The organism is Streptomyces sp. NPDC059900 (assembly GCF_050270335.1).
Classification (GTDB): domain Bacteria; phylum Actinomycetota; class Actinomycetes; order Streptomycetales; family Streptomycetaceae; genus Streptomyces.
In genome coordinates, this window is the sequence record NZ_JBNNJZ010000062.1 from 1 (window position 1) to 24130 (window position 24130).

The following is a 24130-nucleotide window of genomic DNA, read 5'->3' on the forward strand; positions in this document are numbered from 1 at the left end:
GGCATGGTCCATCGGCTTCCGTCGCTGATAGACACCTGGGAGGGCAATTCCATCGGTTTGGCCGACGTGGCTGGACGGATGGTGTAGTTGTAGTGCCGAGGACAAGCCGTTCGTCCTATAACCGACTCGACTCGCGTCCGCCATTTCGGGCAACGCGGGTCAAGGTGCAGAATTTAGAGGAATGAACCGAGAAGGTTCGGTTCTCCGAGGAGGCCGCTCATGACCGCTCGCACCCCTGATGCCGAGCCGCTGCTGACCCCGGCTGAGGTTGCCACGATGTTCCGCGTCGACCCCAAGACGGTGACGCGCTGGGCCAAGGCTGGCAAGCTCACGTCGATTCGCACGCTCGGCGGCCATCGCCGTTACCGCGAGGCTGAGGTCCGCGCACTGCTCGCGGGTATCCCGCAGCAGCGCAGCGAGGCCTGAACTACCGCATAACCGCAGTACCCGGACGAAAAAGTACGACCGCTGCTGGGTCCCCCAATCCGGCCGCAACGTCCGATTTTTAGCTACATGCGACGCGGGTCCCGCCCCAACGGGTCCCACGCCTGAGCCTCATGGGTGAGTCGTCTGAAGATCGCGCTGGACTCCGCCGGGTCCAGCGCGATCTTTTTTGTGCGCCCGGTGCGCCCGCGGATGAGTGCTGGTGAGTGCCGCTGTGAGCGGGCTTGTTGGTCTCTGGGGGGTGCTGTCGGCGCGCTGTGGGGAGGCTGTGGCGCTGTCCCTGCGCCGGCCTTGTGGTGTCCGGGCGGGCGCTGGGCGGGGTGGCTGCGGGGTGGTGCAATTGCACATATTAAATTGACTGGTTGTAAGACGGGTGTAAGTTCCGGGGTTTCCAAAAGAAGTTCGGTGACACCCGTCACATGCCGTGAACCTTGTTGCCCGCGATGTCTCTGGGTTAGAGGAGATCGCGGTCTGTGCGGGGGAGTTGGCTCCGGTGGTACTCCGGTGGCACTCCGGCGGTGCTCCGTTGGTGCTCCGGCATCTCTGAACCCCCGAGGGTCTACCCCTCACCCTGCCACCCCCGGGGTGGGTCGCGGGTCGGCTTTGGTCACGCGTTCGGGGGACTTTCGTCCTCGCCCGTCTCCTCGTCGCCCTCACAGCCGCCCTGGGCCGTGGGAGAGGTCTCCAGGGCCAGGCGCTCCAGACGGTGGCAGATCGGGCAGTGCCGGGTCAGGTGGCGGTAGCTCGTCGCCGCGGAGAGGTGGGCGCGGAGCAGAGCGCGTGTCTCGTGCCGTGCGGATGCCGCCGAAGCCGCCATACGCCACCTCCACCTGGAGAGCCGGTCCCGCCCCGCCCCTGCTGCCTGGGTACCGGCGGAATGTGACGCAGTCAAGGTGCGGGGCAGGGCGAGGGGCTGCCGGCACGGGCGGCGGGCGGAGGCGGGGGCGGGGTGCGAGGGGGCGGCGCTGTGCGCCGGTGCGATCTCCGTCTCGGTGGGGCGGGGATGCAAGAAGGGCCGCACCTTTGCCGGTGCGGCCCTTCTCTTGCTGCGGTCCTGACGGGATTTGCTGTGTCTGATTGCGGCTGCGCCGCGGGCGCGGCCTCCGTCTCGGTGGGGCGGGGATGCAAGAAGGGCCGCACCTTAATCGGTGCGGCCCCTCTTCTACTGCGGTCCTGACGGGATTTGAACCCGCGGCCTCCACCTTGACAGGGTGGCGAGCACTCCAAACTGCTCCACAGGACCTTGCTTTGCGGCGCTTGTTGGTGCGTTGCGCTGCGAGACAGGACTCTACAGCAGCGCAGGCCCGGCGGTCGAACTCACCCGGGGTGACCGGTCGATCACGGTGCGGCGGCGTCGATCGCCTTCACGATCCGCTTGTCCGAGACCGGGTACGCCGTGCCCAGCGCGTGCGCGAAATAGCTGACCCGCAGCTCCTCCAGCATCCAGCGGATGTCCAGGACCTCCTTGGGGACGGGCCGCCCCTGCGGGAGCTGTTCCAGGAGCCAGGCGTACTCGTCCTGCATCTCGTGGACCTTCTCCATGCGCGAGGTGTCCCGCTGGACGTTCGTCGGCATCTGCTGGAGGCGGCGGTCGGCGGCCGTCATGTAGCGCATCAGGTCCGGGAGGCGCCGGATCCCCGTGGCCGTGACGAAGCCGGGGCCGATGAGCGCGTCCAACTGTGTGCGGACATCCGTGAGGTTGGCCAGCAGCGTCGGGCTCTTCGTCGACTTCAGGCGCCGCTCGCAGGCCTGCCAGGCGGCGAGGACTTGCTGGACCTGGCTCACCGTGCGGACGGTGGTGTCGACGATCTCGGCGCGCACCTTCTCGTACAGCTTGCGGTACGACTCCTCGTCCCAGGCGGGCCCCCCGAAGTCGCCGATCAGCTTGTCCGCCGCCGCCATCGCGCAGTCGGCGAAGAGCGCCTGGATGGAGCCGTGCGGGTTCGCGGACAGGGCGATCTTCTGGGCGTTGGTCAGCTTGTCCGAGGCGAACTTGGCCGGATTGACCGGGATGTTGCGCAGGATGAGCCGGCGCGTGCCCTTCCACATCGCCTGCTGCTGCTCGGCCTCGGTGTCGAAGAGGCGTACGGAGACGGTGTTCGCGTCGGAACCGTCGTCCACGAGCGCCGGGAACGCCTTCACCGGCTGGCCCGCGCGCCGCGTCTCGAAAACGCGGCTGAGGGAGCCGATGGACCAGTCCGTGAGCCCGGAGCGCTCGACCGCCGAGCCGCCGGTCCTCTCCGCCGTCGCCGCAGCGGCCTGGGAGAGCGCCTTGCGGGCCTTCGGCCGGAGCTGGAGCTTGAGCGCCTCCAGGTCCTTGTCCTCGGAGAGCTTCTTGCGCCGCTCGTCGGTGATCCGGAAGGTGATCTTCAGGTGGTCCGGCACGCGGGAGAGGTCGAAGTCGTCCGGAGACACCGGCACTCCGACCATCCGCTGGAGTTCGCGGGCCAGCGTCACGTGCAGCGGCTCCTGGAGGGGCACGGCCCGCTCCAGGAACGCCTTCGCGTAGTTGGGCGCCGGGACGTAATGCCGGCGGATCGGCTTGGGCAGGGAGCGGATCAGCTCGATCACGACCTCCTCGCGCAGGCCGGGGATCTGCCAGTCGAAGCCGTCCGCCGTCACCTGGTTCAGGACCTGGAGCGGCACATGCACCGTGACGCCGTCCGCGTCCGCGCCCGGTTCGAACTGGTACGTCACCTTGAACTTGAGCGGCCCCTGGCGCCACGTATCGGGATAGTCGTCCTTCGACACGTCACCCGCGCGCTCGTTGATGAGCATGGAGCGCTCGAAGTCGAGCAGCTCGGGCTCCTCGCGCTGCTTCTTCTTCCACCAGGAGTCGAAGTGCGCGCCGGAGACGACGTCCTCGGGCACCCGCTGGTCGTAGAAGTCGAAGAGCGTCTCGTCGTCGACGAGGATGTCGCGGCGCCGGGCCCGGTGCTCCAGCTCCTCGACCTCGGTCAGGAGCTTGCGGTTGGCGGCGAAGAACTTGTGGTGCGTGCGCCAGTCGCCCTCGACCAGGGCGTTGCGGATGAACAGGTCGCGGGAGACCTCGGGGTCGATGCGGCCGTAGTTCACCTTGCGGTCGGTGACGAGCGGGATGCCGTACAGCGTCACCTTCTCGATCGCCATCACCGCGGCTTGGTCCTTCTCCCAGTGCGGCTCGCTGTACGTGCGCTTCAGGAGGTGCTGGGCGAGCGGCTCGACCCACTCGGGCTCGATGCGCGCGTTGACCCGGGCCCACAGGCGGGAGGTCTCGACGAGCTCGGCCGACATGATGAAGCGCGGGGGCTTCTTGAAGAGTGCGGAGCCCGGGAAGACCGCGAACTTGGCGTTGCGCGCGCCCAGGTACTCGCCCCGGCCGCCGCGCTGCTTGGGGTCGCTGTCCTTGGACTCCTTCACGTCCTTCATCCCGATGTGGGAGAGCAGGCCGGACAGGAGCGAGATGTGGACGTGCTGCTCGGGGGCGTCGTCCTCGTTGAGGTGTATCCCCATCTGCTTGGCGACCGTACGCAGCTGCGTGTAGATGTCCTGCCACTCGCGGATGCGCAGGAAGTTGAGGTACTCCGCCTTGCACATCCGGCGGAACGAGGACGAGCCGCGCTCCTTCTGCTGCTCGCGGATGTACCGCCACATGTTGAGGAAGGCCAGGAAGTCGGACGTCTCGTCCTTGAAACGGGCGTGCTGCTGGTCGGCCTGCGTCTGCTTCTCGGCGGGGCGCTCGCGCGGGTCCTGGATGGAGAGCGCGGCGGCGATCACCATGACCTCGCGCACGCAGCCGTTCTTGTCGGCCTCCAGGACCATGCGGGCCAGGCGCGGGTCCACCGGCAGCTGGGCCAGCTTGCGGCCCTGCTGGGTGAGGCGCTTCTTCGGGTCCTTCTGCTTCGGGTCCAGCGCGCCCAGTTCCTGGAGGAGCTGGACGCCGTCCCGGATGTTGCGGTGGTCCGGCGGGTCGATGAAGGGGAACTTCTCGATGTCGCCGAGACCGGCCGCCGTCATCTGGAGGATGACCGAGGCGAGGTTCGTGCGCAGGATCTCCGCGTCCGTGAACTCGGGGCGGCTGACGAAGTCGTCCTCCGAGTAGAGGCGGATGCAGATGCCGTCCGACGTACGGCCGCAGCGGCCCTTGCGCTGGTTGGCGCTCGCCTGGCTGATCGCCTCGATGGGCAGCCGCTGCACCTTCGTACGGTGGCTGTAGCGGGAGATGCGGGCCGTGCCCGGGTCGATCACGTACTTGATGCCGGGGACGGTCAGGGAGGTCTCGGCGACGTTCGTCGCGAGGACGATGCGCCGTCCCGTGTGCTGCTGGAACACGCGGTGCTGCTCGGCGTGCGACAGGCGGGCGTAGAGGGGGAGGACTTCGGTGAATCTGTAGTTCTTCTTGTTGAGCGCGTCCGCCGTGTCCCGGATCTCGCGCTCTCCGGAGAGGAAGACGAGGATGTCGCCCTTGCCCTCGCCCTGGAGCTCCTCGACGGCGTCCGTGATCGCGGTGATCTGGTCGCGGTCGCTGTCCTCGGAGTCCTCCTCCAGGAGCGGGCGATAACGCACCTCGACCGGATACGTACGGCCGCTGACCTCGACGATCGGGGCGTCCCCGAAGTGTCTGGAGAACCGCTCGGGGTCGATGGTCGCCGAGGTGATGACGACCTTCAGGTCCGGGCGCTTGGGCAGCAGCTGGGCGAGATACCCGAGCAGGAAGTCGATGTTGAGGGACCGCTCGTGGGCCTCGTCGATGATGATCGTGTCGTACGCGCGCAGCTCGCGGTCCGTCTGGATCTCGGCCAGCAGGATGCCGTCCGTCATCAGCTTCACGTACGTGTCGCCGCCCACCTGGTCGGTGAAGCGGACCTTCCAGCCGACGGCCTCGCCGAGCGGCGTGTTCAGCTCGTCGGCCACGCGCTCGGCGACCGTGCGGGCCGCGATACGGCGGGGCTGCGTATGGCCGATCATGCCCCGCAGGCCGCGGCCGAGCTCCATACAGATCTTGGGGATCTGCGTCGTCTTGCCGGAGCCCGTCTCGCCCGCGACGATCACGACCTGGTGGTCGCGGATCGCCTCGGCGATGTCGTCCTTCTTCTGGCTGACCGGCAGCTCTTCGGGATACGTGATCTTGGGCAGCCTGCTGCCCCGCTCGGCCATCCGCGCCGCGGCCTTGTCGACGTCCGTCGCGATCTCGGCGAGGACGGCGGCCCGGGCCTCGGGCTTGCGGATCCGGCGCGCACCCTCTAGCCGGCGGCCGATCCGGTGCTCGTCGCGCAGCGACAGCTCGGACAGGCGGGGGGCGAGGGCGTCGAGGGTGAGGGCAGGCTGCGTAGACATATCGGCGTCCAGGATCTCACCCGCGGCTCGGCGGTGGCGAACCGATTTATCCGGCGGGGTGCCCGGGGACGTACGATTCCGGGCATGTTGTCCCGAGCGCGTCTGTCGTGGTGCCCCCTGCTTGGGGTGCTGCTCGTCGTGCTCGGGGCGTTCTGCGGGCCTGCGGCGGCCGCCGAACCGGCGCCCGCGAAACCCGCGGTGTCGGCGCAGACGCCGGTGCAGACCGATGCGTCCGCCGGTGTGCCCGGCTGCGGCAAGGGCGGTCAGCAGGACGCAGGCCAGGTCCCCGCCGCCCCGCCGCGCTCCAGCTCCGCGTACGAGCTGCTGCCCGCCCTGCATCAGGCCCATGCCGCTTCCGGCGCCTGGGGCATCGGCCAGACGGTGCCTGCCCTGTCACCCGAGCGCGGGCCGCCGCCGCTCACGCCGCCCTCTCCGGTAGATCTCTCGATCCTGCGCGTGTAGAGGCCCCTGTTCCGGGGCCCCTTCAACTACGTACAGGAACAGAGAGAACTCCCTGATGCCCAAGAGCGACAACAACAAAAAGAAGAACATCGCCATCGGAGCGGGAGTGGCCGCCGCCGCCCTGCTGCTCGGCGCCGCCTCCTACAGCGCCACCAAGCCCGACGAGCCCTCCTCGGTCACCGCGAAGGAGGAATCCGCCGACTCCCCTGCCGATGTATCCGCCGACCCGCAGGCCGGGGTCTACCCGGAGCTGGCCAAGCTCGCCCGGCGCGACGGCAAGGACGCGCTCGCGCAGGGACGCAAGGACGCTCCCGTCGTGCTCATCGAGTACGCCGACTTCAAGTGCGGCTACTGCGGCAAGTTCGCCCGCGACACCGAGCCCGACCTGGTGAAGAAGTACGTCGAGGACGGCACCCTGCGCATCGAGTGGCGCAACTTCCCGATCTTCGGCGCCGACTCCGAGTCCGCCGCGCGCGGGGCATGGGCCGCCGGGCAGCAGGGCCGCTTCTGGCAGTTCCACGAGGCCGCGTACGCCGAAGGGTCCAAGGAGAAGGGCTTCGGGAGCGACCGCCTGAAGGAGCTCGCCAAGCAGGCCGGGGTCAAGGACATCGGCCGTTTCTCGGACGACGCGGGCAGCGCCGGGGCCAAGGCCGCGGTGAAGAAGGACCAGGAGGAGGCGTACGGCCTCGGGGCCACGTCGACCCCGTCCTTCCTGGTCAACGGGCGGCCCATCTCCGGGGCGCAGCCGGACCAGGTCTTCGACCAGGCGATCGAGCAGGCCGCGAAGGCCGCGAAGGCCGCGAAGGCCGCGAAGACGGAGAAGTCGGAGAAGTCGGCGGGGGCCGGGAAGTGACCGCCGACGTCGGCTACTTCGCGGCGTTCCTCGGAGGTCTCCTCGCCCTGGTGAGCCCGTGCAGCGCACTGCTCCTGCCCGCCTTCTTCGCGTACTCGATCGACTCGACGTCCCGGCTGCTCGCGCGCACCGGAATCTTCTACGCGGGTCTCGCCACGACCCTCGTGCCGCTCGGCGCTGCGGGCTCGGTCGCCGGGCGGTTCTTCTTCGGACACCGCGACCAGCTGGTGCTCGTCGCCGGCTGGCTGATCATCGCGCTCGGCGTGCTCCAGGTCGTGGGCATGGGGTTCGCCTCGCGGAAGATGGCCGAGCTCTCGGGACGCATCCGGCCGACGACGGCGGTGTCCGTGTACGCGCTGGGTGCGGTGTACGGGCTCGCCGGATTCTGCGCGGGGCCGATCCTCGGGAGCGTCCTCACCGTGGCGGCGGTCAGCGGCAGCCCCGTCTACGGAGGGCTGCTGCTCGCCGTCTACGCGCTGGGGATGGCGGTGCCGCTGTTCGTGCTCGCGCTGCTCTGGGAGCGCTTCGACCTGGGGCGGCGGCGCTGGCTGCGGGGCCGCGCCTTCCGGATCGGCCGCTTCGAGCTGCATACGACCTCGCTCTTGTCGGGTCTCTTCTTCGTGGCCCTGGGCGCCCTCTTCCTCGCGTACGACGGGACGACCGCGCTGCCGGGGCTGCTCGACGTGGACGACTCGTTCGCCGTGGAGCGGTGGGCCGGGGGCGTGGGCGGTGCCGGACTCGGTGCTCCTGGTCGCCGTGGTGGCGCTGGTGGGCGTGGGGTTCGGGGTGCGGGAGTGGCGTCGGCGCGGACGTCGCTCCGTGGAGGCCGAGCGGGGGTGAGTCCGCTTTGGGTGGTTTAGCGTGCTTATATGTCTCACCCTGAGCAGGCGCCGGGCCGCCCCGAGCATGACGAGCAGCACCAGCACGGCGCCCACGGGAGGCCTCCCACCCGGGGCGAGCGGTGGGAGGCGTTCAAGCAGTCGCCGTTCCTGCCCGCGATCGTGCTGGTGTTCATCCTGGCCGCGGCGGCGGGACTCTTCGCGGGCTCGTACACGTACTCCATGGCGAACCCGACCCCGCACCGCATCCCCACGGCGGTGGTCGGGGCGCAGGACGCCACGCGGGGGAAGGCGTTCCTCGACGGCATGGAGAAGGCGCTGAACGCCTCCCTCGAAGTCCACGAGTACGACAGCGTGGCCGCGGCACGGGACGCCATGGAGGAGCAGAAGGTCTTCGCGATCCTCGCGGTGTCCCCGGGCGGCGGGGATGCGGGCAGCAAGGTGACCCTCGACGTCTCGGGCGCCTCCGGGGCGTCCGTGGCCCAGGTCCTGGAGGAGACCGCGCCCAAGGTCGGGGAGAAAGTGGGCGTGCCGGTGACGGTGAAGGACATCAAGCCGCTCCAGGAAGGCGACCCGCGGGGGCTCGCGATCTTCTACATCTCGCTGGCCGCGGTGATCATCGGCTTCGTCGGCGCGATCCAGCTGAGCGTCCACGCGCGGGGCCTCAACCCGGCGGAGCGGATCGGCTTCACCATCCTCTACGCGCTGCTCGGCGGGTTCGTGATCGCGGCGGTGGTGGACTGGTGGCTGGGGGCGGTGGACCTGCCGTTCGTCGAGTCCTGGCTGATCCTGGCGCTGACGATGTTCACGTCGGGGATGGTCTTCACGATGTTCAACACGCTGTTCGGGCGCTGGGCGATGATTCCGACCTGGGGCCTGATGGTGCTGCTCGGCAACCCGTCGTCGGGCGGCGCCGTGTCGTGGCCGCTGCTTCCGTCCGTGCTCGGCCACATCGGGCAGTGGCTGCCGCCCGGGGCTTCGGTGAACGCGCAGCACACGGCGGTGTACTTCGGCGAGAGCCAGCACGTGTTCCCGTTCCTGGTGCTCGCGGGATGGGCGGTCCTCGCCTCCACGGTGTTCTGGGTGTGGCGCCACCGGCATCCGGGCGGCCGGGAGAAGCCCGCGGCCCATGCGGCTGCGCCGACGGGGTAGCGGGCGGCCCCGGGAAACGGCGAAGGCCCCGTCCGCCGGACGGGGCCTTCGAAATGGTGGCTGGGGCCGGGATCGAACCGGCGACCTATCGCTTTTCAGGCGATCGCTCGTACCAACTGAGCTACCCAGCCACGCAGTTCACCTGAGTGATCTGCAAGCGGTCCTGACGGGATTTGAACCCGCGGCCTCCACCTTGACAGGGTGGCGAGCACTCCAAACTGCTCCACAGGACCAAGCTTGTACGAGCACTAGTCTCGCACAAGGTGTTGCATGCCCCCAACGGGATTCGAACCCGCGTCTTCCGCTCCGGCGGGGTGCCGGCTCGCTAGACGGGCGTGGCGGTCCCCTCCAGGATGCGGTGCAGGCTTGCCGCCACGGCCCCTACCCCGGGGGACTTGAGCACGGTGTAGTGGTCACCCGGGACGGTGAGGTGCTCGAAGGTTCCCCGGCAGACCGCCTGCCAGCTGTCGGCGGTCTCGGGGGTGGCTCCGGACTCGGCCCGCAGGAAGTGGACGGGGCCGTCATACGGGGCGGGGCGGTAGCCGTAGAGGGCTCGCGCGTTGCTCGTGAACCGGGTGACGATGTCCTCGAAATCGAGCCGCCCGATGTCGGCGGGCAGGATGTCGCGCGAGCGCAGCGTCTCGAACAGTTCCACCGAGGAGCTGATGGGCGAACGACGGCCCGCGGTGTCGTCCTCGCTCTGCCAGGGCTTGCCCGTCAGGCCCGCCAGGTCACGCCCCAGCCAGTCGAGCAGCTGCGCATCGTCGATCGGCTTCCGCAGACCCTCCGGGGTCTCGATGACGTCGATCGCGGTCACGAGGTCAACGGTGCAGCCGAGTGCCGTGAGTTCGCGGGCCGTCTCGATGGCGAGCAGGCCGCCCATGGACCAGCCGCCGAGCCGGAAGCGTTCTCCGGGTACCTCGCGCACGATTGCCTTGGCGTAGTCGGCGGCGAGACCCTGGAGCGTGGGCGCGTCGCCCGGTCCGCCCGGTGACTGGAGCGCGTAGAAGGGCTGGTCGTCGCCGAGGAGCCGGGCGAGTTCGGCATAGCACAGCACGTCGCCGCCGATGGGGTGGGCGAAGACGAGCGGGACGGCCGTGCCCGTCGTGCGGACGGGGACCAGAGGGGTGCGTGCGGCTGTCTTGCCCTCGGTCTCCCGGCGGTCCCTGAGTTCCTGTGCGAGGGCGCGTATGGTCGGGGCGCCGAACAGGGCGGCCACGGGTATCTCCACCCCGGTCTCGGTGCGCAGGACGGAGACGAGGCGGACGGCCTGCAGTGAATCGCCGCCCAGCTCGAAGAAGTTGTCCGTGACCGAGAGGGCCGGCACGTCGAAGAACGTGCTCCAGAGGGGCAGGAGGAGTTCCTCTTCCGCGTCCCCCGGCTGCTCGTTCCCGGTCGCCGCGGACTCCGTGCGCCGGGCGGCGGCCAGGGCCGCGCGGTCCACCTTTCCGTTGCTGGTGAGCGGGAAGGAATCCCGTACGGAAATGACCGCGGGCACCATGTAGCGGGGCAGGGTCTCCCCGGCGAGCCGCTTGACGTCCGGCTCAGTGAGGTGCGCGCCGGGTGCGGGCAGGACGTGCGCGACCAGGCGGGACCGGCCGCGGTCGCCCTCGGCGGCGACCACGGCGCCCGCCACACCGGGGCAGCCGAGCAGCGCGGCCTCGACGTCGCCCAGTTCGATGCGATGGCCGCCGATCTTGACCTGGCTGTCTTCGCGTCCGAGGAACTCGATCTCGCCGCTCGGCAGGAGCCGCCCCAGGTCGCCCGTGCGGTAGACGCGTTCGCCGCGGGGGCCGGTCACGAAACTCTTCGCGGTGCGCTCCTCGTCGCCGAGGTAGCCGCGCGCGACACCGGCGCCCGTGATGCAGATCTCGCCGGGCACCCAGCACGGCCGGGGCCGCAGCAGGCCGTCCGCCACGAAGACCCGCTGGTCGCGCATGTCCGTCCCGTACGGGATGGAGGTCAGCGCGGCGTCCGACGGTGTGATGCGGTGCCAGATGGACCAGATCGATGCCTCGGTGGCGCCGCCGAGGCTCCACAGGGCCGCGTCCGGGAAGTGCTGCCAGATGTCGTCCGGCAGTGCCACCGGGATCCAGTCGCCGCTCATCAGGACGGAGCGCAGGGGCGGCAGTCCGGATGCCTCCGCGTCAGATGCCAGATGGGCGCAGAGCATGGACATCAGGGCCGGGACGCTGTTCCAGACCGTGACGTCGTGGTCGGCCATGAGGCGCAGCCACTCGGCGGGTTCCCGGTTGTCGGCGGGCGAGGGCAGAACCACCCCCGCACCGACCGAGAGCGGGCCGAAGATGTCGTACACGGACAGGTCGAAATGCAGCGCGGAGAGTGCGAGTACCCGGTCCTCGGGGGTGAGCGACAGTTCGTCGTTCACATTGAGGACGGTGTTGACCGCCGGGCCGTGCTCGATCATCACGCCCTTGGGGACGCCGGTGGATCCGGAGGTGTAGATGACGTAGGCGAGGTCGTGCGGCGAGACCCGCACCTGCGGGGGCGTCGAGGTGTGCGGGGTGCCGCCGGTCGAGCCGTCGACGTCGAGGACCGTCACCGCGGTCGGCCACTCGACCGTCTCGCGCAGCCAGGGCTGCGTCAGCACCGTGGTGACGCCCGCCGACGCGAGCACGGAGGACAGGCGCTTGGCCGGCCAGGACGGGTCGACCGGGACGTACGCCGCCCCGGAGCGCAGCACGCCGAGGCAGGCGACGACCTGCTCCCAGCCCTTCTCCATGACCACGCCGACCAGGTCGCCGTGGCCCGCACCCGCGTCCGCGAGCAGGCACGCGGCGTGGGCCGACTCGGCGTCGAGTTCCGCGTAGCTGAGCGTGCGGACCGGGCTCACGACGGCGACGGAGCGCGGGGTGCGCGCCGCCTGCTCCACGAACCTCCGGTGCAGGAGGAAGTCCTCGCCGAACGTGCCGTCGAATTCCTCCGTGGATTCGGCGGTGAATTCCAGGGAGCCGGACCAGGCCGGGGCCAACCAGGCGGAATTAGCAACAGAGTTCACGAATCAGCCTTTCGTACGCCGAAAACATGTCGTCCACGACACCCGCCGGGAAGACTTCCTCCACCACGTCCCAGTTCAGGATCAGACCGCCGTTCTCCTCGAACGCCGTGTGATCCAGGATCACTTGGGGGGTGCGCACACCGCTCCAGACCGGTGTGCCGCTCTCGCCCATGCGGCACAGGGCGCCGACCGGGCCGGCTGCCGCCTCGCCCGTGGCCGGGGCGCCGCCGATCGTGCTGTTGAAGACGACGGGCATGCGGGCCCGTCCCGCGCCCGCGTCCAGACGGCCGAGGTCGCGGAGCACGTCGAGGCCCGTGTACGCGGTGTGCTCCATGTCGAGGATGAGCTGCCGCTGGATTCCCGCGGCGACGTCCTTGAACGCGGCCTTCTCGTCCACGTGCACCTCCAGCAGGCTCGTGGAGGAGAAGTTGCCCACCGTCTTCGACATGTCCTCGTCGGTGAGGCCCGATCGGTGGGAGACCAGCACATTGACCGTGAAGTCGGGGGACTTCGACCAGCGGGCAAGGACCTGGCAGTAAGCCGTGAGGATCGCGCCCGACGCGGTCACCCCGGCCGCCGCCGCATTGCGCCTGAACTGCTCCCACTGAGGGGTCTCGATGCGCAGGAAGCGGTTGGCGAAGACCGGCCTCGCCACCTCGCCGAGCCTTACTGCGAGCGGCAGTTCGGGCGCGGCCGGCAGCGAGGCCGCCCGGGAGCGCCAGTACTCCTTGCTCGGCTCGATCTCCTCGGACTCGCCGAACGCGCGCACCTTCAGGACGTGGTCCCTGAAGGAGCCGCCGGGCCGTTCGAGGGCGCGGGCCGGGTCGTGGTAGAGGTCGGCCCACTCCTGGAAGAGCAGGGCGCTGCTCCCGCCGTCGGATATCAGCACGTCGATGCCCATGTGGAGCCGGGTGACGGCGTCGTCGATCCGGGTGGTCCGCACGATGAAGAGCGGCCAGGACGCGGTGTCGAAGGTATGTGCCTTGAGCTCCTCGCGCAGGGCGGCGAGCCGCTGCTCCCGCTCGTCGGCGGTGAGGTGCCGCAGGTCCTCCACCGGGACGGTGTACTCCGGGACCCGGGAGAGGATCCGCTGGCCGCCCGCCGGGTCGAACACGGCGCGCAGCATCTCGTGCCGCTCGACGAGCCGGCGCAGGGCGCGCTCGGCGGCGCGTACGTCGAAGCGGACCAGGTCCACCTCGACGTAGAGATACGTCGAAACGTTGCCGAGCTCGAAGTCGCCCTTGCGGCCCGCGAGATAGGCCTCCTGCAGCTTGGTCAGCGGGAAGGGCTCAGAGGCGACGGCGTCCCATTGGGGCGCGGAGCCGGGGCCGCCGCGCGGGGTCGACAGAGGGGTCGGCAGAGGGGTTGGTCGAGTGCTGGGGCCGGTGTCGGTGGTGGGGGCTGACTGTGCAGCAGGCGTCGGCGCGGAGGCAGTCGTGGCCGGAGCGTCGGCGGCTGCCGGTACGTGCTCCGGCTCCTCGGCGGCCGGTGCGAACTGCTCCACGACGTGCTGTGCCAGTGACTCGGGCGTCGGGAAGTCGAAGACCACCGTGGCGCCCAGGCGCGTGCCGAGCTTGCGGCCGAGCCGCACCCGCAGCTCCATCGACGTGAGCGAGTCGAAACCCATCTCGTAGAAGGACCGCTGGGCGTCGACCTTGCCGGGCGCGAGGCCCAGGAGCCCGCCCACGCACTCCTTCACCAGGGTCAGCACCCCGACGACCCGCTGGTCGTGCGAGGCGTCCGCCGACTGCAGGAGGGCGAGGACGTCAACGGCCTCCTTGGTGTCGTCCCCTGTCGCCGGAGCGGGGGCGGAAGCGGTGCTCCGGGGCTCCGCGGCGGCCCTGGAGCGGACCGTGTCCGGGCCGGTCGCGGCCTTTGGCCCGGCCGGCTTGCCCGGGCGGCGCACCGGGGGGAGCGGCGCGGCCGTACCCGTACCCCGCATGGCGGCCAATCCGCCGAGCAGGAACGGACCGTCGTACGAGCCTTCGGGCGCCGACGACTCCGGCACCGCCAGGCGCCCGCCGACCAGCGCCGCCGGGGTGCTGCCGAGCGCGTCGTCGAAGAGTGCGAGCCCCTCGGCGACCTCGAACGGGGCCACTCCGTTGCGTCGCAGGCGCAGCAGGTCGCCCTCGCTGAGGTGGCCGGTCATGCCCGTCGCCTGGGCCCACAGGCCCCAGGCGACCGAGTTGGCGGGGCGCCCCCGGGAGCGCCGCCAGTGGGCGAACTGGTCCAAGAAGGTGTTGGCGCCCGCGTAGTTGGCCTGGCCGGGTCCGCCGAGCACCCCGTAGAGGGAGGAGAACAGCGTGAAGAAGCGCAGCTCGTCGCCGGCCGTCGCGGCGTCCAGGTTCAAGGCCGAGTCGACCTTGCTCCGCAGCACCTTGTGGAGCTGGTCGGGCGTCATGTTCGAGACGATCGAGTCGTCGAGCACGCCGGCGGCGTGCACCACGCCCACGATCGGGCGCTCGGAGCGCACCCGGCCGAGGACGGAGCTGATGTCCTGTGCGTCCGAAACGTCGGTGCGGATGACCTGCACCTCGGCGCCGAGGGCCGTCAGCTCCCCGCGGAACGTGTCGATGCCGGACGCCTCGCTGCCGCTGCGGCTCAGCAGCGCCAGGGAGCGCGCGCCCCACCGGGTCACCAGGTGGCGCGCCAGTTCGCGGCCGATGGTTCCGGTGCCGCCCGTGATCACCACCGTGCCGTCACCGAGGTCGGGCAGGTCGGACCCGGTCGCCGGGTGCGGGGCCAGCTGCGGGCGCAGTATCCGCCCGGACCGGACGGCGAGCTGTGCGTCCGTACGCTTCAAAGCGGCTTCGAGCAGCGCGTGTCCCGAGAGGTCGGCGCTGCTGACGTCGATGATCCTGAACTGGCCGGGGTGCTCGGTCTGGGCGGAGCGGACCATGCCCCACAGCGCGCTGGAACCGAGGTCGAACGCGTCGTCGCCGGGGACCGCGACCGCGTCCCGCGTCACGCAGGTCAGCAGTACGCGGCCCTCCAGGTCCGCCGCGCGCAGCCAGCGCTGGACCGTCTCCAGGGCCCAGGAGGCGCAGGAGTGGACCTGCTCGTCGACCTCGCCTGTCAGGGCCGGGGCGGCGAGCACGACCTGCCAGCTGCCGGGCAGGCCCTTCACCACCATCATCGCCTCGTCGAGCGTGGCGACGGCGATCCCGCCGCGTGCGGTCTCGCGCAGGGCGGCCGCCAGGGCACCGTCACCGGCGACCACACACAGTCGGTGCTCCGCGCCGTCCGCGCGGTGGGCCTCGTCCGTACTGTCCGTGCCGTCCGTGCCGGTGACGTCGTCCCACGCCATCGCGTACAGCGCGGCCGCGTCGAGATCCGGCGCGGACCCGGGCAGGGCCAGGCCGCGGACCACCATGCGGTCGACGGACAGCAGCACCCGGCCGTCGTCGTCGGCCAGAGTGAGGGTGATCGCGTCCGGGGCGACCCGGCGGGCGACGGCGTAGCACTCGTCGGCGGCGGTCGCCGCCGTGTCCTCGGCGTCCCCGCCGATCCGTACGCCGCTGAAGACGAACGGCACCGAGATGTTCCCCGCGGCCGCCTCGCCGAGCAGGCCGCAGCGCACCGCGGCGTGCAGCGCGGCGTCGACCAGAGCCGGGTGGATCGCGAAGCCGCGGTGGTTGACGCGCGCCCCCTCGGGCAGCACGACGCGGGAGCGGACCCAGTCGCCGTCGTACTCACCGGAGCGCACACCCCGGAACGCCTCGCCGTACCCGTATCCGAGACCCAGCAGGTCCTCGTACAGGCCGTCGGCGGAGAGCTCCGCGGCGCCGGGCACCACGGAGACATCGGTCCTGAGCGGGGCCGCGGCGGTGTGCGGGCCGGCCAGGAGCCCGTCCGCGTTGCGCAGCCAGGAGTCCCCGCCCACCGGGCGGGAGAAGATCGCCGCTGCCCGGGCGGCACCGCTGTCCGAGGCGGGCGCGGGCTCGACGGACACCTGGACGTCGACGGCGGAGCCGTCCATGGGCAGCAACAGCGGGTCGCGCAGCAGCAGTTCGTCGAGGCCGCCGCAGCCGAGCTCCCGGCCCGCGGACAGCAGCAGCTCCGCGAAGGCGGTGCCAGGAAGCAGCGCCGTGTCCCGGACCCGGTGGTCCATGAGCCAGGGGTGGCTGCGCAGCGAGAGGCGGCCGCTCATCAGGACCGTGCCGTCGGCGGACTCGATGACGGAGGAGATCCACGGGTGCCCGCCGTCGGCGAGCGAAGCCACGGGCCGCCCGCCGCCCCGGGCGGAGCGGTCGCCCCCGGGTGCACGGCTGGCGCGCATGCCGTCCGTCTGTGACGGGAGCCAGAACCTGACGCCCTCGAAGGGGTACGTGGGCAGGTCGGCCGGGGCCGTACGGGCCGGATCGTGGGCGGCGCGCAGCACGTTCCAGTCGACGGAGTGGCCCTGGACGTACGCCTCGGCGGCGGCCGTCATGAACCTCTCGTAGGTTCCCTGGTCGCGCTTGAGGGTGGCGCAGACCGGGGCGTCCTTGTCGGCCTCGCGCAGGATCGACTCCAGCGAGCCGAGCAGTACGGGGTGCGGGCTGATCTCGACGAAGGCGTCGTAGCCGTGCGACGTCAGCTCCGCGATGGTCTCCGCGAAGCGGACCTGGCCGCGCAGGTTCCGGTACCAGTACTCGGCGGTCATGTCCTCGCCGCGGAACTGACGGGCCTCGACCGTGGAGAACACCGGTATCGAACCGGCCGAGGGCGCGATCCCGTCGAGACCGGCCATGATCTGGTCCTGGAGCTCGGCCATGACGGGGGAGTGCGAGGCGCACTTGGCGGGCACCCGGCGCGCGTATACGCCCCGGTCCTCGCAGAGGTCGAGCAGGCGCTGGATGCCCGGCTCGTCGTCGCCGGACAGGATGACGAACTCCGGACCGTTGGTGGCCGCGACCACCAGGTCGGCCCCGGCTTCGGCGGCGAGTGCCAGGGCCTTGTCCGGGGAGACGGCCACGGCCGCCATGCCGCCGCGCCCCGACTCCTCCAGAATCCGGCTGCGGCAGGCCACGACGCGGGCCGCGTCCGACAGGCTCAGGGTCCCGGCCAGGGTGGCGGCCGCGACTTCGCCCTGCGAGTGGCCGACCACCGCGGCGGGCTCCACACCGGCCGACCGCCACAGCTCCGCGAGCCCCAGCATCATGGTGAAGATCAGCGGCTGGACGACGTCGGTGCGCTCCAGGTCCGTCTCCTGGTCGGCGCCGGACAGGACCGCCATGAGGTCGAAGTCCAGGTGCGGCTCGAACGCCGTGACGCACTCCCGCACGCGGACCCGGAAGACCTCGGACTCGTCGAGGAGCCGCGCGGCCATCCCCGGCCACTGCGAGCCCTGCCCGGGGAAGACGAACACCGGGCGCCGGACGCGCCGTGCCTCGCCCTGGACGACGGCCGGGTCCTCCTCCTGCGCGGCGAGTGCCCTGAGTCCGCCGAGGAGGTGGTCGCGGTCGCTGCCGACCACCACGGCCCGGTGGTCGAAGTCCTCGCGCGCGGTGGCGAGGGCGTGTGCGACGCCCGGCAAGGGGTCGGCGCCGGACGCCAGCTTCCCGGCGACGGCCGCGGCGTAGGCGCGCAGGGCGGACGGGGTCTTGGCGGAGAGCTTCAGGAGGTCCGCCCCGGAGGATGCGGCGGCCTTGGGCTGCGAAGCCCGTACACCTTCCGGCTGCTGCTCCTGCTGCTCCTGCGGCTCGGGGTCCCAGCTCTCCAGGATGACGTGGGAGTTGGTGCCGCTCACGCCGAACGAGGACACGGCGCAGCGCCGCACCCCGTCCCGGGTGGTGGGCCAGGCGCGGGCCTCGCGGAGCACGTCCACGGAGGTCGACCAGTCCACATGGGAGTTGAGCTCGCCCTCGACGTGCAGCGTCTTGGGCATGGTGGCGGCCTTCATCGCCGTCAGGCACTTGATGACGCCGCCGACGCCCGCAGCGGCCATGGAGTGGCCGACGCTCGACTTGAACGAGCCGATCCAGACCGGCTCTTCGCGCTCGCCCTGGCCGTACGTCGCCTGGATGGCGTTGGCCTCGATGGGGTCGCCGAGCTTGGTGGCGGTGCCGTGCGCCTCGACGAGCTGGATGTCGCCGGGACGCAGCCGCGCGTCCGTCAGGGCCTGGTTGATCACCTTGACCTGGGCGCGGCCGCTGGGCGCCGTAAGGCCGTTGCTCGCGCCGTCCTGGTTGACGGCGGTTCCCTTGATCACGCCGAGGATGCGGCGCCCCAGGCGCTTCGCCTTCGACAGCGGCTCCAGGACCAGGACGCCCGCGCCCTCGGCCCACACCGTGCCGTTGGCGGTGTCCGCGAACGTCCGGCAGCGCCCGTCCGGCGACAGCGCGCCCTTGCGCGCGTAGTCGACGAACATGCCGGGGCCCGCGAGCACGGTGCAGCCGCCGGCCAGGGCGAGGTCGGTCTCGCCGTTGCGCAGCGAGCGGACCGCCTGGTGGATCGCCACGCCCGAGGAGGAGCAGGCCGTGTCGATGGTGATGGCCGGGCCTTCGAGACCGAGCAGATACGAGATGCGCCCGGACGCGACGCTCGGCGAGGTGCCCGTGCCCATGAAGCCCGCGGTCTCGTCCTGCCACTTCCACAGCGGCTGCCCGTACTCGTTGGGCATCACACCGACGAAGACGCCGGTGGACGAGCCCTTCAGGCTCGACGGGACGATCCCGGCCCGCTCGATCGACTCCCAGGCCACTTGGAGGAGGATCCGCTGCTGCGGGTCCATCGCGATCGCTTCGGCGGGCCTGATGCCGAAGAACGCCGCGTCGAAGGTGTCCGCGTCGTGCAGGAAGCCGCCCTGGCGGACGAAGCTCGGGTCGTACAGCTCCTCGGTGTGCCAGTCGCGGTTGTCGGGGAACTCCCCGACGCCGTCCCGGCCTTCGGACACCAGCTCCCAGAGCCGGTCGGGGCTGTCCACGCCGCCGGGGTAGCGGCAGGCCATGCCGATGACGGCGATGTCGTCGCGTCTGCCGGCTCCGTCGTGTCCGTCGGCTCCGCTGTTCTTGTGCTGCTCAGCCACGCCGCGTCTCCGTCTTTTCCATCAGGGTGTTCACGTGTGTCGCCAATTCGTTGATCGTCGGGTGGTCGAAGAGCGCCGTGTCCGGGAGCTCGACCGCGGTGGCGGCGGTGATCTGGTCGAGGAGTTCGAGCAGCGTCATCGAGTCGATGCCCGTGTCCTGGAATGTCCGGTCCGGGTCCGGCCGGGTGGTCGATCCGCCGAGGAGCGAGAGGACTTCGTTCTCCAGGAAGGTGCGGGTCAGCCAGAGCCGCTCGGTGGGGGCGGCGGCGGTCCACCTCTCCGCGAAGCCGGAGGGGGCGAGGGGCGCCGCGGGTGCCGCGGGCTTGCCGGGCCCGGCGGCCGGCGCCGTACCGGAGGCTTGGGTGGCCGGCGCCGTACCGGAAGCCCGGGTGGCCGGGGACGTGTCCCACGCGAAGGTCTCGCGCGCGAACAGCGTCGTGGGCAGGCCGGGGACCCGGCGTGCCCCGAAGCCCGACGCCTGCTGGATCTTGGTGATTCCGCCCGTGTACGCGTACTCCGCGGCGAGTGCCACCAGTGACTCGCGGCCGGGCCCCGTCTCCTTCAGCCAGCTCTCGGGAACGGCCAGCCCCTGCCCGGCCGCGGCCTTCTCCAGGCCGAGGCGGATGTCCGCCCAGTCGCCGCCGAGCACGGCGGCCCGGTGCTCGCCCTGCGTGCGGTGGGCCAGGGTCCACGCCACGTCGGCAACGGAGTACCCCTCCGCGGGGAAGGGGTGGTCGAGGAGGGCGCGGGCCAGGCTCTGGACCGCCTCCCTCGACCGCCCGGACAGGCACCAGACGGCGTCCTCGGGCGCGCCGTCTGGTGCCTGTCCGTCCCCCGCTGCGGCGGGTGAACCGGCCAGAACCACATGAACGTTGGTGCCGCCCATGCCGAGTGAGCTGACTCCCACGGCGTCCGCCTGCGTGAAGGAGCGCTCCTCGCCCTCCGTGACGACCAGGAGGTTCAGCTCCTCCAGGGGGATCCCGGCCGGGCTCTTCACGAAGTTGAGGCTCGGCGGCAGGTGCCCGTGGTGCAGGGCCAGGCAGGCCTTGATGAATCCGGCGATACCGGCGGCCGACTCCAGGTGCCCGATGTTCGTCTTCACCGAACCGACGCGCACGGGGTCGCCCGTCGGGCGCCGGCTGCCCAGCGCCGCGCCGAGCGCCCGCGCCTCGACGGGGTCGCCGACGGGTGTGCCGGTTCCGTGCAGCTCGACGTACGCGACGTCGGCGGCGCTCACGCCCGCGGCCGCGTGCGCCGCCGCGATCACGTCTTCGTGGGCTTCCTGCGAGGGGATGCCGGGGCCGGAGCGGCCGCCGTCGTTGTTGGTGGCGCTGCCGCGGATGACGCAGTAGACCGGGTCGCCGTCGCGGACCGCCGCGTCCAGGGGCTTCAGTACGACGCAGCCGCCGCCCTCGCCGCGTACATAGCCGTTGGCCGCCTCGTCGAAGGTGTGGCACCGGCCGTCCGGCGAGAGGCCGCCCCACAACTGGATCTGGTCGGTCACCTGTTGGAGGAGGTTGAGATGGATCCCGCCGACGAGCGTGGCCTCGCACTCACCGAGCCGTATCGCGGACAGGGCGCGGTGCAGCGCAGCCAGGGACGAGGACTGGCCGGTGTCGATCACTTCGCTCGGTCCGCGCAGACCGAGGACGTGCGAGACGCGGTTGGCCAGCAGGGCCCGGCTGGTGCCCATGTGGCCGAAGCGGTCCAGGTTTCCGGCGGCGAAGTAGCTCATCCGGAAGTCGTCGGCGGCGGCTCCGACGAAAACTCCCCAGCGCGAGCCGCTCAGGTCGGCGGCGTTCAGGGAAGCGTCCTCGACGGCCTCCCGGGCGAGTTCGAGGAGAATCCGCGCCTGCGGGTCCATGTGCCGGGCCTCGCGCCGCGTGATGCCGAAGAAGTCGGCGTCGAAGTCCATTACGCCGTCGATGAAGCCACCGGCGGTGACGTGCGTGTCGCGGGGCTCGGCCGGGCGGTCGGTCCACCGGTCCGCCGGGGCCGGACCCACGCTGGACGTACCAGACTTGAGGTTCGCCCAGAACTCTGCGGGGCCGGCGGCGCCGGGGAATCGGCACGACATGCCGATGACGGCCACGGGCGCAGGCGCGCCGTCTCGCAGGGTGTCGGTCGCTGCCATCACGCGCCCCCGGTTTCCGTGCGCCGCGAGCCGGGGCCGGGCCCCACCGAGAGGCTCTTGAGACCCCGGAACGTCGGGCTGGCCTTCCACTCCCTCTCCTCGGGGGGTGTCAGCGACGCCAGGTCCGGGCAGCGTTCGATGAGGACGCCGAAGGCTTCCTCGGCCTCCAGCCGGGCGAGGTGTTTGCCGATGCAGTTGTGGATGCCGCCGCCGAAGGCCAGGTGCTCGCGGCGCGGCTCCGTGACGTTGAAGTCGTCGGGGCGCTCGAAGCGCTCGTCGTCGCGGTTGGCCGCGGCGAACGCGAGGAACACGATCGAACCGGCGGGTATCTCCACCCCGTTGACCTCCGCCGTCTCGGTGACGTACCGGTACAGCGAGAGGTTGAAGGGCGACTGGTGGCGCAGCATCTCCTCGACGGCGCCCGGTACGAGGGAGCGGTCCGCCCAGAGTTTCTCGCGCTGGAGCGGGTTGGCCTCCAGGGTGAGGAAGCCCGTCACGATGAGGTTCGCCGTCGTCTCGTACCCCGCCGCGAGCAGCGCGTACGCCTGCGCCACGGCCTCGGGGCCGTCGAGGGAGCGCGCGAGCAGGGACAGCACGTCGTCGTCATCGGCGGCGCGCTTGCGTGCGATGAGGTCGCTCAAGTAGGCCACCATCAGCCCGGCGTCGCGCCGCAGGACCTCCGGTGCGGCGTCGCTCGTGATGGTCTGCACCCAGGAGTTGAAGGTGCCCCTGTCCTCTTCTGGCACCCCGAGGGTGCTGCAGATCACCGCGATGGAGAACGGGAACGCGAAGTCCTGGACGAGGTCGAAGGTGTCCTGGCCCGCCACGGCGTCCAGGGTCTCCTCGGCGAGCGCGCGGATCCCGGCGCGTTTGGCCGCGATGGCCCGGGAGGTGAAGGCGCCGTTGACCGGCTTGCGGAGCGCGGTGTGCTTCGGGGGGTCGTTGTTGGCCATGTTGTCGTAGAGCAGGGACGAGCGTGCCTGCGCGTTGCCGCCGCCCGGGGCGTTCGCGGCGAAGAGCGGCATGGCCTCGTTGATGCTCTTGCGGAACCTCGGGTCGCGCAGGACGAACTCGACGTCCGCGTACGAGGTGATGAGCCAGGCCTTCAGGTTCGGCGGAATGTAGGCCATGCCCGTCTCGAGCACGATCTCGGTGGGCTTGTTTCCGGCCTGCTTGATGTTCCGGTAGACGGGCTGCGGGTCCCGGTAGAAGTCATGTCCGAGGCTCAGGGGACACGATGCCGCCCCTGGCGAGTGCGCTGTCATCTCAGCCTTTCGTGAAGTGTCGTGAAGCAGCTCTCAGTTGCATGAGGCTGTGCGAAATGGCTCTGACGCGAGGGGTCGGCCGAGGGGTCGCCCCCCTGGGCGCGCGGGCCCAGGGGGGCGGGTGGGGTCGTGTGGTGGTGCGGAGGCGGGGTCGTGCGGTGGCGCGGAGGTGGTGGCGTGGTCTGCGACGCGGCGGGCCTTTCGCTCAGGCGCGTCCGAAGACCAACGAGACGTTGTGGCCGCCGAAGCCGAAGGAGTTCGAGAGCGCGCTCTGCCAATGACCCGCGCGGGCCGAACCGGCGGTCACGTCGAGTGCGACGTCGGGGTCCTGCTCGGTGAGGTTGCGGGTCGGCGGGACGCTGCCGTCGCGCAGTGCGAGGAGGGAGGCCATGGCGCCGAGGGCACCGGACGCGCCCAGCAGGTGGCCCGTCATGGACTTCGTCGCCGTCACCACGGGATGGGTGCCGACGGCCTGTGCGATGGCACGGGCCTCCGCCACGTCGCCCTGCGGGGTCGACGTGGCGTGGGCGTGCACGACCCCCACGTCCGTCCCGCTGACCCCGGCGTCGCGCAGCGACTGGGACATCGCGCGGACCTGGCCCGACACGTCGGAAGCCGTGATGTGGACGGCACTTGAGCTGATGCCCGCGCCCAGGAGCGTGCCGTGCGCGCGGGAGCCCCGGGCCCTGGCGTGGTCGGCCCGCTCCAGGACGACGACCGCGCCGCCCTCGCCGAGCACGAATCCGTTGCGGTCCTTGTCGAAGGGCCGCGACGCGTGCTCGGGGGTGTCGTTGCTGGTGGACAGGGCCATCATCTGGGCGAAGGCGGTCAGGGGCAGCGCGTGCACGCTGGCCTCGACGCCGCCCGCCACGACGACGTCCACGCGTCCGGACCTGATGAGGTCGAGGCCGAGCGCGATGGCTTCCGCGCCCGAGGCGCAGGCGCTGACCGGGGCGTGCGCGCCGCCCTGTGCGTTCAGGTCCATGCTGACCCACGCGGCGGGACCGTTGGCCATCAGCATCGGCACCGTGTGCGGAGAGACGCGGCGCGGACCGGACGTCTCCAGGATGTGGTTCTGCCCCAACAGCGAGGTGACGCCGCCGATGCCCGTGCCCAGGACGACCGCGACCCGCTCGGGCTCGACGTCGGGGGCGCCGGCGTCCGCCCAGGCCTCCCGCGCGGTGACGAGGGCGATCTGCTCGGACCTGTCGAGCTTGCGGGCCTCGGTCCGCTTCATCGAATCGGCGGGGTCCCCGGCCAGTTGAGCGGCGATGCGGACCGGAAGTTGCTCGGCCCAGCTCTCTTTGAGCAGACCAATTCCGTTCTCGCCGGCCTGCATTGCGGCCCAAGTGTCATTCGCATTTACACCCAGCGGCGTCATCGCGCCGAGGCCGGTTACCCAAACATCCACTGCGTTCCACATACGGCCGCACGCTAGCCAACGGTCCAGTTGGCCCGCAAGTGAGTGTGTCCGGCGTCTATTCGAGATTAGGGGTTCCCTATCCCCCTATTCTCGGCAGCTATTGGAGACGGACGGGCGGCGAACGTAGGGGGGTGGGAATTGCAGATCGCGGAGTTAAGCGAGAGAGGTCGATAACGACATGTGTGGGGGCTGAAATGACCGGGGTGTAGGGGGA

At 71.0% G+C, this 24130-nt stretch carries 11 protein-coding genes, 3 tRNA genes and 1 pseudogene; 5 read left to right on the forward strand and 10 right to left on the reverse strand.

Going from position 1 to position 24130, the window contains the following annotated elements:
* Positions 1-219: 219 nt before the first annotated feature.
* On the forward strand, positions 220-426 hold the full coding sequence (gene bldC, locus ACQKIP_RS12350) for a developmental transcriptional regulator BldC (RefSeq protein WP_003949541.1): 207 nt from the start codon (positions 220-222) through the stop codon (positions 424-426).
* 625 nt (positions 427-1051) lie between these two features.
* Here the strand turns inward: bldC and ACQKIP_RS12355 are convergent.
* The 3 genes from ACQKIP_RS12355 to hrpA form a co-directional block, all read right to left on the reverse strand.
* Positions 1052-1261: a DUF6274 family protein gene (locus ACQKIP_RS12355; protein ID WP_365861494.1), complete on the reverse strand. Its 210-nt coding sequence runs from the start codon at positions 1259-1261 to the stop codon at positions 1052-1054.
* Between the two features lie 351 nt (positions 1262-1612).
* Positions 1613-1687, reverse strand: a tRNA-Asp gene (locus ACQKIP_RS12360).
* 95 nt (positions 1688-1782) lie between these two features.
* Positions 1783-5760, reverse strand: a complete 3978-nt coding sequence (hrpA, locus tag ACQKIP_RS12365; RefSeq protein WP_365861496.1) for an ATP-dependent RNA helicase HrpA — start codon at positions 5758-5760, stop codon at positions 1783-1785.
* Positions 5761-5844: 84 nt separating this feature from the next.
* Between hrpA and ACQKIP_RS12370 the strand changes: the two genes are divergently transcribed.
* From ACQKIP_RS12370 to ACQKIP_RS12385, 4 genes and pseudogenes are all read left to right on the forward strand, one after another.
* Positions 5845-6222 (forward strand): hypothetical protein, encoded by a 378-nt coding sequence (locus ACQKIP_RS12370; RefSeq protein ID WP_365861497.1) that lies wholly within the window; start codon positions 5845-5847, stop codon positions 6220-6222.
* Between the two features lie 55 nt (positions 6223-6277).
* Complete coding sequence (locus ACQKIP_RS12375) at positions 6278-7075, forward strand: DsbA family protein (RefSeq protein ID WP_365861499.1); 798 nt, start codon at positions 6278-6280, stop codon at positions 7073-7075.
* Positions 7072-7915 (forward strand): annotated as a pseudogene (locus ACQKIP_RS12380) (cytochrome c biogenesis CcdA family protein). Before ACQKIP_RS12375 ends, ACQKIP_RS12380 begins: the two are co-directional and overlap by 4 nt.
* Before the next feature lie 29 nt (positions 7916-7944).
* Positions 7945-9066 (forward strand): ABC transporter permease, encoded by a 1122-nt coding sequence (locus ACQKIP_RS12385; RefSeq protein WP_365861503.1) that lies wholly within the window; start codon positions 7945-7947, stop codon positions 9064-9066.
* Positions 9067-9120: 54 nt separating this feature from the next.
* Here ACQKIP_RS12385 and ACQKIP_RS12390 read toward each other — a convergent pair.
* The 7 genes from ACQKIP_RS12390 to ACQKIP_RS12420 all read right to left on the reverse strand — a co-directional run bounded on the left by ACQKIP_RS12390 (position 9121) and on the right by ACQKIP_RS12420 (position 23916).
* Positions 9121-9197, reverse strand: a tRNA-Phe gene (locus ACQKIP_RS12390).
* A gap of 27 nt (positions 9198-9224) precedes the next feature.
* A tRNA-Asp gene (locus tag ACQKIP_RS12395) sits at positions 9225-9299 on the reverse strand.
* A gap of 92 nt (positions 9300-9391) precedes the next feature.
* Positions 9392-12085 carry an amino acid adenylation domain-containing protein gene (locus ACQKIP_RS12400; protein ID WP_365861506.1) on the reverse strand — a complete coding sequence of 898 codons (2694 nt, stop codon included), beginning with the start codon at positions 12083-12085 and terminating at the stop codon, positions 9392-9394.
* Positions 12069-19094, reverse strand: a complete 7026-nt coding sequence (locus ACQKIP_RS12405) for an SDR family NAD(P)-dependent oxidoreductase (RefSeq protein WP_365861508.1) — start codon at positions 19092-19094, stop codon at positions 12069-12071. The genes ACQKIP_RS12400 and ACQKIP_RS12405 overlap by 17 nt, the downstream gene beginning before the upstream one ends.
* Positions 19087-21228 (reverse strand): beta-ketoacyl synthase N-terminal-like domain-containing protein, encoded by a 2142-nt coding sequence (locus ACQKIP_RS12410; protein WP_365861510.1) that lies wholly within the window; start codon positions 21226-21228, stop codon positions 19087-19089. Before ACQKIP_RS12410 ends, ACQKIP_RS12405 begins: the two co-directional genes overlap by 8 nt.
* The gene (locus ACQKIP_RS12415; RefSeq protein WP_365861511.1) at positions 21228-22493 is read right to left on the reverse strand and encodes a cytochrome P450 family protein; all 1266 of its coding nucleotides are present in this window, start codon (positions 22491-22493) and stop codon (positions 21228-21230) included. Before ACQKIP_RS12415 ends, ACQKIP_RS12410 begins: the two co-directional genes overlap by 1 nt.
* A gap of 205 nt (positions 22494-22698) precedes the next feature.
* Complete coding sequence (locus ACQKIP_RS12420) at positions 22699-23916, reverse strand: beta-ketoacyl-[acyl-carrier-protein] synthase family protein (RefSeq protein WP_365861512.1); 1218 nt, start codon at positions 23914-23916, stop codon at positions 22699-22701.
* Positions 23917-24130: the final 214 nt, after the last annotated feature.